We start from the raw sequence: 8308 nt of genomic DNA, 5'->3' as shown, positions 1-8308 counted from the left end.
GCCGGTGGAGTTCGACGTGATCGTGGTGGCGGCGCTGGCGGCGCCCGGGAGGGCGGCAAGGGCGATGAGGGCGAGCACGACAGCCGAGACCAGGCCGACGAGCGCCTTCATGGGGTTCGTCATTCGCCGCTGGGGCGAAGCGTTGGACACGCGTGTTCCTCCTCGTTGTGCCGAGGCCGTGGGAGGACGGCGGTCCGGCTGCCCCTGTTGCCGTGCGCGGGCAGGGGACACCGACACGTCGCCGACACGTGCGCTGCGGCAGGTGGGTGGGGAAAGGCAGAGGGGTCCGCCCCTGGCGTGGGACGGCCGGGTGGTTCAACGCCGACAGTGTTGAGGCCTTCGAAAAAGTTGTCAATGATTTCGGCTGGATTTCGAAAGTCCTCTTCTATGTCGATGGGTTGGCATACCGCGTGCCTGCAGGGCTGGGCTGGCTCTGCCTCGGCCTCCGCGGGCCTCGCTCGAAGCGAAGGCCCCTTGGGAGCGGAGCTGCGCGGCTGCTGCATGCTCGAAACTTTCAACGATCTTGCCGACTGCCGCGGAGTCGTCAAGAGGGTGCACGCGGCGCGCGGCGGAGCCGCCGACCCGCAACCGATCGCCGCTCGTTGGTTGAGTGGCGGCCTCGAACGACGTGGCCGGGCCGGGATCTGGGTTCGGTCAATGCCACCGGGACCACGGCCACGGGTGCCACGGCCCGAGCAGCGCCGCAACGCGCCGACGGGGCACCGCCGTTCTGCGAGAATGCCGACGATATCCAGCGCGCCAGGCTACCGCCGCCATGATGCAGGAGTACATGTGCAGCACTTCGTCCGCCCCCAAGGCAGTCCGCCCGTCAACGGCTACAGCCACGCCGTGGCGTTCACCGGCCCCATGGTCGCGGTCTCCGGTCAAGTCCCGCTCGACGCGGACGGCACCCTCGTCGGGGAGTCCGACGCCGCTGCGCAGATACGGCAGGTCTTCTCCAACCTGGCCACCGCCCTCGACGCGGCGGGCGCCACCTTCCAGGACGTCGTCAAGCTGAGCGTCTACCTGACCGACCTGGGCGACTTGGACGCATTCCGCCGTATCCGGGACGAGTACCTCGATCCAAGCCGAGCGCCGGCGTGCTCCCTGGTGAAGGTCGCCGGACTTGTCCACCCGGCTTTCCGCGTCGAGATCGACGCCCTCGCCGCCCTGCCCGCCCACGCCTGACCGGGACTGGCCGGCCGGCCATGGCGGAGAGCAGGAGCGGGAAGACGCGGGTCACGTTCGTGGGCTGCTCCTGCTCCTGGCCGGCCGAGCACCAGTACGTCATCGAGGACGTGAACAGGTGGTGGGTGCCGGCCCGCAGCGGTCAGCGGGCAGGGGCCACCAGCATCGCAACCGACGTCCCTGAACCGCAGCCCCCGGCACCGCTCGCACGAGGCCTGCGGTATCGGAAGAGAACCGCGACGGGCCGGGCGCCGGCGGGCCCAGGCCGTCAGGCGGCTTGCTGGGAGGCGGCGGCGTCGGGGCGCAGATCGCCCAGGGTGAGCCGGTGTGCGGGCCGGTCCGGCAGGATGACGCGGCTGGTGGAGCGCAGGTCGGGGCCCACATGCAGGAGTTCCCCCGACGTCATCGGGCGCCAGGCGGGGTTGTCGTCCATGCGTTCGCTGGCGAGTACGACGGCGGGGATGTCGGCCAGCGTGTCGGAGTGGATGCGCATGCGCCCCGCGGTGCCGCTGTGGTCGAGGTGGCGGGTGCCGTGCTGGCCGCCGGCGGAGCGGTGGAGCACGTAGAGGTCGTGGGTGTCGGGGTAGCGCAGCGCCCAAAGGCCGTCGGGGGTGGTCAGGATGAGGTTGAGCGCGTAGACCGGCAGGTTCTGCGCGATCCAGCGGGCAGCCTGCTCGATGCCGGTGCCGACGTCGCCGCCGTTGGCCCTGGTCTCGCGGGTGATGAGGGCGAAGAACCGTTCGGAGTCGGTGTCGCCCTGGACGAGGCGCAGGTCCGCGCCGAGGTGGGTGTCGAGGGCGTCGAGGTCCTCGATGACGCCGTTGTGTGCGAACAGGCGTCCCTCCTGTTCGAAGGGGTGTGTGTTGCGGGCTTCCAGGGCGCCGGTGGAGGCGTAGCGCACGTGCGCGAGGAACGTCGTGGACTGGACGTGCTGTGCTTCGGTGGCGAACGCGCGGTCGCGGTAGGCGGCCATGGGGGCCTTGTGGACCTGCGGGGTGCCGTCGGGGGAGAAGTAGCCCAGTCCGGTGCCGTCCGGGTCGCGGTGGCTCTGGTCGTTGAGGCTGTCGGGGGCGTCGAGCAGCCAGAACGTGGCCTGGGTGCGGTGCGGGGCGCTGCTGAGACCGAACAGACGGCACATCGGGTCCTCCTGGGATGGTGGTCGGTACGACCCCTGCCGGGACCGGGGAAGCGCGCGGGCGCCTCGCCGTGTGCGCAGCGCCGGGGCAGGCAGTGCGCTCCACATGAAGATGTTCCCTGAGCCGTGCGTCGGCAACTGGCGCGAAGCGCGGGCACGCCCGGCCGCCGACGCGTCTCCGGGGCGGGCCGGGGCCATCGCGCTGCTCTCCGGGGCTTTCCGCCAGCGGAGTTGAGAAGTCCGGCGGTCGACCCATCCGGTCGCCGCGCGAGGCCGAATAGCGGGTGTGAGCGCAAGGAACGCCGACGCTCGCGGACAGTCCCGAGAACCCGCCGGCACAGGCCGGCCGACCTACAGGAGCACGACCATGTCCCGTACCCTCCCCCTTGTCGCCGTCGTCGCCGCGGGGACGCTGGCCCTCGGTCTCTCCGCCTGCAGCAGTGGCAGCAGCACGAGCAACGCGGCCAACCCGCCCGCGAGTTCGTCCTCGGCCGCCCCGTCCACGGGGGAGCCGTCCGGCGCCGGCGCCATGGCGGCGCCGTTCGGTCCGGCCTGTTCAGCGGTGCCGGCCTCCGGCGCGGGCAGCTTCGCGGGCATGGCGCAGGACCCGGTCGCGACCGCCGCCTCGCACAACCCGGCGCTGTCCACCCTCGTGGCCGCGGTGCAGAAGGCGGGGCTGGTGGACACGCTGAACTCGGCCAAGGACATCACCGTGTTCGCGCCGACCAACGCCGCCTTCGCCAAGATTCCGAAGGCGACGCTGGACGCCGTCCTGAACGACAAGGCGAAGCTGACCCAGATCCTCACCTACCATGTGACGCCCGGTCAGCTCACGCCCGCCATGCTCGCCGGGACCCACAAGACCCTGGAGGGCGGCTCGCTGACGGTCACCGGCTCGGGCCAGGAGTTCACCGTCAACCAGAGTGCCAAGGTCGTCTGCGGGAACGTGCAGACCGCCAACGCCCGTGTCTACATCATCGACACGGTTCTCATGCCTGCCAAGTAGGCCCGGTGGCGGCGCGGGAGCCGCAGCTCGACGGGGCCCGCGGCTCCCGTTCGGGACGGCCGCGGAGGCGTGGTGCCGTTCGGGCGGGTCAACGCCCGGGCAGCGGGACACGGCACGTCCCGAGTACCCGGTCGACCGCGATCTCGATGACCACGCGAGCCGGGTTCGGGCGGGGTTGCCGGTAGCGGCGGGCATACCGTTCCTCGGCGTCCTTGACGGCGGTCGGGTCGTCGGTCACCTGGGCGACGCCCTCCAATGTCGTCCATCGCCGGCCGTCGACCTGGGTGAGGGCGACACGCACCGGTGCCGCCGCGCGCCGGATGTTGCGCACCTTGACGCTCGTCGCGCTGGTGATGACGCGGGCCGTGCCGCTGGCGGGGTCGTACGTGGCGCCGACCGGGACCAGGTGGATGGATCCGTCGGCGCGTGGCGTCGCGAGCACGCACAGATGGCGTTCGGTCCAGAACGCGGCGGCATCCTGGTCGGTCACGTGAGGTCTCCTCGATCGTCGTGCGGGTGGGCGGAGTTCGACCGTAGTCCGGCGGGGCAGCTCCACGACGCGGGGCGCACGGCACCTCCTTCGCGGGAGCTGCGCGGCGCCGGTCGGGCGCCGCGGGTCATGGCCGTTCCGCCGCCCAGGACCGGGCGTGGGCGATCCTGTCCCGGATCGGTGGATGGGTGGCGAAGAGCCAGACCGTCAGCCGGTCCGGGTCCAGGTCGGTGAGGTTCGCCACGGCCAGTCGCCGTTCCATGGCCACGACGGCGTCCGGAGCCTGCGTCAGATCCAGGGCGTAGCCGTCGGCCCGCGCCTCCACCCGGCGGCTCACGGCGTTGAAGGCAGGACCCGTCACCGCGCCCAGCACGGCGACCACGGCGAGGACCAGGCCGAGCGAACGCGGATCCTGTTGCCGGGACACCCCCGCAGCGCTCAGCAGGGCGGGGGAGCGCAGCGCGGCTGCCAGCACCGCTGTGCCGGCCGCGACGCCGAGCGCCGACAGCGCCGTCAGCCCGAGCACGTCCCGCCGCGCCGCATGCCCCAGTTCGTGGGCCGCGATGGCCGCGACCTCCTCGTGCGGCGCCTGCTGGATCGTCGTGTCCCAGAGCACCAGGCGGCGCGTTCGGCCGATGCCGGAGACGTAGGCGTTGGTCGCGGTCGTCCGCCTCGACGCGTCGCTGACCAGCAGCTGCCGCACGGGGACGCCGGAGCCGGCCACCAGCGCGGCCAGTTGCTCTCGGAGCGGGCCTTCGTCCAGCGGGCGGAAACGGTTGAACAGCGGCTCCAGCACCACCGGGACGAGGAACGACAGGAGGAAGACCCCCGCGGCCCCTGCCAGTGCCGCCCAGAGCCACCAGCGGGCCGGGGCGGAACGCAGCAGCGCGTACAGAGCCGTCGCCACACCGGCCGAGACCAGCGCGGCAAGCGCGAAGCCCTTGAGCGCGTCGGTCGCGAACAGACTCCATCGGCGAACCGACAAGCCCCAGCGGCGATTCACGATCTCGCCGCGCACCGAAAGCGGCAGCCCCACCAGCGACAGCACCGTCTGCAGCGCCACGGCACCCGAAGCGGCCCGCGCCGCCCAGCCGCCCCCGGCCAGGTCGCCGACCGCGGCGATCACCGCCGCGCCGAGCGGTGTGAATCCCAGCAGGCAAGGCACGACGAGCCCGACGGCCGCGGAGGCGTACCGCAGTGGCAAGGTGTCGCGCCTGCGGGCCCGTGAACGGGCGACCTGTTCCTCGGTGAAGTCCTCGTCGAACCGCTTCATGCGCTCATCTTGGCGGTCGGCCCGGTTGCCGTGAAAGTGTGATCGCTTGCCGGCGCCCACCCTGCGGAGTGGCAGCCTCGACCCGGCTCGCAGGTCGGGAGACTGACGTCCCGTCACCCGGTCCCATGAGCCCGGCCGGTCGGCCTGGTCTCGCAGGGGCGCCGTCAGGTCTGCTGAGCGCGCCGACGGCGCAGGCGGTCGCCGTAGCGCTGCCAAGCGTGGCGGTGGCGAGGGTGGACGAGGCGGGACAGGCGACGCCCGGCGAGCAGGTAGCCGGCGAGCGCGCCGACGAGCGCCAGGATGATGTCGTCGACGTCGAAGGAGCGCCCCGGCACGAAGAAGTGCTGAGCCACCTCCAGCGCCCCCACCACCACCAGGGTTGCTGCCAGGACCCGCATGACGCCGCGGAACCGGGGCGCGAACACCGGCAGCGCGAGTCCGAAGGGCACGCCGACCAGGACGTTGCCGCCGATCTGCAGAAGCGCCTGCCGTACCGAAGGCTGCTGGAGATACAGCCGGATGGTCGCACCCGGTCGCAGGTTGGTGTGCGCGATGCCGACCGAGGCCGGTGACGGCGTCAGCGTCAGCTTGACCACGGCAGCCAGGCAGGCGACCAGCACCAGCAACGCCGCTGCCCCGGCCACGACTTGGACCACCGCCCCGATCGCTCTGAGCAGGAGCGGCCGTTCATGGGACACGCTCATGGATCCCCCCTTCGGACAACGCCGGCGACAGCCGTGTACCCCCTGACGCGAGCGGCACGCATGTTTTCCCGCACAGCGCGGAGGGTTCTTGCGGTACTTCGAGGCGTTGCCGGCCGGCGTCGGGAAACCCGCGGACGGGTCGGCCCGCTGGCTTCCCTTGCTCCGGCCGGTGCCGGACCGTTCGCGAGCCGTGGCCCGAAGAAGGCACGTCGGCCGGGGGATGTGTCCTGGCACGGAGCACTGCAGGGCGTTGCCGATCGAGGCGAGGCACAGGAATCGGCAGGAACTGCGGGACGGCTGAGGGTGAGGGCCGGTGGCGCATGCCGCCCCCGGGCACGTGGACGCGGACTGTGTGCCCAGCAGCGGGGCGCGCGAGCGTCGGTGCGGGGGCGACGGCTGGAGGTGCCCGCTGCCGTCCGGTCCCCAGTCGGGCTACTCGGGACGGCCGTCGGCGAGCCACTGGGCGAGACCGCGCAGCCCGACGGCCCAGCGGCCGAGGTCGGTGGCCTCGGCGTGCCCGGTGACGACAGTGAGCAACTCGGCCACCGCCTCGTCCACCCGCTGGGCCTCATTGAGCGTCAGAGCCCGGAAGACGCGCACGGAGTCGGAGTCCGGGAACTCCTTGCGGGCGCGGTCAAGCACGGCCAGCGACTCGTCCAGGTGGCCCAGCCACCTCAGAGTGCTGGCGTACTGGCACAGGCACCTGCGCAGCACGTCGCCTTCCAGGCCCAGGGCGAGCGCGCGCTCGTAGTAGCCGCGGGCGGTCTCCTCCTGGCCGGCGGTGTCGTAAGCGCCGCCCACTTCGTAGACGAGGACCGGGTGGTCGGGGTGGTCGGCGAGAAGCGCCTGGAAGTAGGCGATCGTGGGCTCCATGTTCGCCCGGTCGCGCTGGTCGTAGCCCCGTCGGATCGCTTCGGCCAGTTCCGGTGTCACGTCGGTCGTCATGCGTTGTCCCCCGTTGGTTCGAGCGTGAAGATCGAGTCACCGTACCGCTGTCGGCGCCTGGCCTGCCATCGCCGCCGTCCGACCGGCTGCCGCGAGGCGACGACGCGACGAAAGCCGAGGTCCCGGCGGACCGTCGCNGGGGCGGCCCCGGACGGCGCCGGACTCTCACAGGCCGGGCGAGTACCAGGTGCAGGGCACCCAGACCGGGTGGGCCGGGTCGAGTGCGGTGAGGACGTCGCCCAGGGCGTTGGGGTCGAAGGCGATACCGATGTGACCGGAGAAGTCCAGGGGGCATTGCTGCTGAAGGTCGATGTTGTGCACGCGTTCCCCCACTGAGGGAGGGCGGCGGTGGACGAGCGGACAGCGCGGTCCGCCGGCCCGCATGCCCACCCCCGGGGCGGCCCAACGTCCGCCGAGCCGCCGTCCGGGGACACCACGCGAGTGGAAGCGCGCCGCGGCTGGGCCGCAGCTCGCGGAACTGGTCATACATGCTCGCTGGAGCGCCCGACCGGGCTCTCCCTTCAGCCCCTGTGGAGGTATCGGATGAGCCTGGTGCGGAGTGGATCACGGTGGCGGCGGCTGCGTTGGACGGCGTTGACGAGCGGTCTGGCGCTGGCCTGCAGCATGGGCGCGGCGTCGGCCGCGGGCGGCGGATTCGGGCCGCCGCCCACCGGGCGTACGGCCACCCAGCCCCTGGTCCATCCCTGCATGACCGGCCGGCCGCAGAACGTGTGCCGCAACATCGGCACCACTGACGGCTGGTACGAAGGTCACACGGTGCGGTTCCTGTACACGCAGAACTTCTGGTGCGATCCGAAGGTCAAGTCCGGTGCCGGCAACGGCTGCGAGGTCGGGGCGAAGTACAAGTCCGTGCCACCCGGGACCACGTCGGACAAGTTCACCGACCCCTTGTTCATCCCGGTGCCGTTGTTCTCCCCGGCGCCGCGCCACCTGCAGTGCCCGCAGGGGCCGTGCATCGACCATCCGGACAGCATCGACCTGTCCCGAATCGCGGCCGCCCTCCATGCCCCGGCCGGCGCGCTGAAGAACGTGCCGCTGCCCGGACACGACCACCTGATCGCGGACCGCAACAGCAACCGGCCCGAGTGGTGGCCCGTCTACGTGATCGGTGTGACCAAGCGCTCGTCGTTCGTCGAGATCGAGCGCGACAAGTCCCTGGCGACGGCGATCCGTCTCGCCAAGAACCCGAAGAACGGCGTCACCGCCCCCATCCCGACCAATGTCTTCCTCTGGTTCCAGACGCTGCCCGGAACCCTCGACTGAGTCGCTCGGGTCGGAGCCCCCGCGCGCACCGGCGCGGGGGCTCCGGGCCGGGCGTCGGGGCCACGTCCTGGAGTTCCCTTTCGGGCGTGGAGGCAGGTCCGCTACCCGTGCCCGAGCCGGGGTGGCGGTGACCTCTCGGCAACTTCTCGCCACTGCTTCGCGGGCTCGGTGGTCGGAGCGACCGTCGTCCATCGGGTCCTGCTTCCAGGCCGGAACCGGTTTGCGGGCGGGCCTCGCGCGAAGAGCCTGGCTCGCGCTTGCGCCGGGACTCCCAGGCGGTCGT

Annotated in this window: 9 protein-coding genes; 3 read left to right on the top strand and 6 right to left on the bottom strand. The window is 72.0% G+C overall.

The genetic code is table 11. The features are described from left to right. The first annotated feature begins 738 nt into the window (after positions 1-738). Positions 739-1188, top strand: a complete 450-nt coding sequence (locus ACFP3V_RS16385; protein ID WP_380583988.1) for a RidA family protein — start codon at positions 739-741, stop codon at positions 1186-1188. A gap of 268 nt (positions 1189-1456) precedes the next feature. Here the strand turns inward: ACFP3V_RS16385 and ACFP3V_RS16380 are convergent, their stop codons facing one another. Beyond that, complete coding sequence (locus tag ACFP3V_RS16380) at positions 1457-2326, bottom strand: class II glutamine amidotransferase (protein ID WP_380583986.1); 870 nt, start codon at positions 2324-2326, stop codon at positions 1457-1459. Positions 2327-2690: 364 nt separating this feature from the next. Here ACFP3V_RS16380 and ACFP3V_RS16375 point away from each other — a divergent pair, with 364 nt between their 5' ends. Beyond that, a complete protein-coding gene (locus ACFP3V_RS16375) occupies positions 2691-3329 on the top strand; it encodes a fasciclin domain-containing protein (RefSeq protein WP_380583984.1) in 639 nt (212 codons plus the stop codon). A gap of 88 nt (positions 3330-3417) precedes the next feature. On the opposite strand, the gene ACFP3V_RS16370 is transcribed toward ACFP3V_RS16375, so the two are convergent. The 5 genes from ACFP3V_RS16370 to ACFP3V_RS16350 form a co-directional block, all read right to left on the bottom strand. Further along, the gene (locus ACFP3V_RS16370) at positions 3418-3819 is read right to left on the bottom strand and encodes a pyridoxamine 5'-phosphate oxidase family protein (RefSeq protein WP_380583982.1); all 402 of its coding nucleotides are present in this window, start codon (positions 3817-3819) and stop codon (positions 3418-3420) included. A 127-nt stretch (positions 3820-3946) separates the two neighbouring features. Next, on the bottom strand, positions 3947-5092 hold the full coding sequence (locus tag ACFP3V_RS16365; RefSeq protein WP_380583980.1) for a M48 family metallopeptidase: 1146 nt from the start codon (positions 5090-5092) through the stop codon (positions 3947-3949). Positions 5093-5256: 164 nt separating this feature from the next. Next, entirely contained in the window at positions 5257-5796 is a 540-nt protein-coding gene (locus ACFP3V_RS16360; protein ID WP_380583978.1) for a VanZ family protein, read from the bottom strand. 432 nt (positions 5797-6228) lie between these two features. Further along, positions 6229-6741: a tetratricopeptide repeat protein gene (locus ACFP3V_RS16355; RefSeq protein WP_380583976.1), complete on the bottom strand. Its 513-nt coding sequence runs from the start codon at positions 6739-6741 to the stop codon at positions 6229-6231. Positions 6742-6906: 165 nt separating this feature from the next. Beyond that, complete coding sequence (locus ACFP3V_RS16350; protein WP_380583974.1) at positions 6907-7062, bottom strand: hypothetical protein; 156 nt, start codon at positions 7060-7062, stop codon at positions 6907-6909. A gap of 222 nt (positions 7063-7284) precedes the next feature. Here ACFP3V_RS16350 and ACFP3V_RS16345 point away from each other — a divergent pair, with 222 nt between their 5' ends. Continuing rightward, positions 7285-8025, top strand: a complete 741-nt coding sequence (locus ACFP3V_RS16345) for a hypothetical protein (protein ID WP_380583972.1) — start codon at positions 7285-7287, stop codon at positions 8023-8025. Positions 8026-8308: the final 283 nt, after the last annotated feature.

It is taken from the genome of Streptacidiphilus monticola, assembly GCF_042658505.1.
Taxonomy (GTDB): domain Bacteria; phylum Actinomycetota; class Actinomycetes; order Streptomycetales; family Streptomycetaceae; genus Streptacidiphilus; species Streptacidiphilus monticola.
This window is presented reverse-complemented; position numbering and strand designations above follow the sequence as displayed.

Bases quoted from the DNA above. Each gene is read 5' to 3' on its own strand.
- ACFP3V_RS16385 (WP_380583988.1), top strand. From the start codon at position 739: ATGCCGACGATATCCAGCGCGCCAGGCTACCGCCGCCATGATGCAGGA.
- ACFP3V_RS16380 (WP_380583986.1), bottom strand. From the start codon at position 2,326: ATGTGCCGTCTGTTCGGTCTCAGCAGCGCCCCGCACCGCACCCAGGCC.
- ACFP3V_RS16375 (WP_380583984.1), top strand. From the start codon at position 2,691: ATGTCCCGTACCCTCCCCCTTGTCGCCGTCGTCGCCGCGGGGACGCTG.
- ACFP3V_RS16365 (WP_380583980.1), bottom strand. From the start codon at position 5,092: ATGAAGCGGTTCGACGAGGACTTCACCGAGGAACAGGTCGCCCGTTCA.
- ACFP3V_RS16360 (WP_380583978.1), bottom strand. From the start codon at position 5,796: ATGAGCGTGTCCCATGAACGGCCGCTCCTGCTCAGAGCGATCGGGGCG.
- ACFP3V_RS16355 (WP_380583976.1), bottom strand. From the start codon at position 6,741: ATGACGACCGACGTGACACCGGAACTGGCCGAAGCGATCCGACGGGGC.
- ACFP3V_RS16345 (WP_380583972.1), top strand. From the start codon at position 7,285: ATGAGCCTGGTGCGGAGTGGATCACGGTGGCGGCGGCTGCGTTGGACG.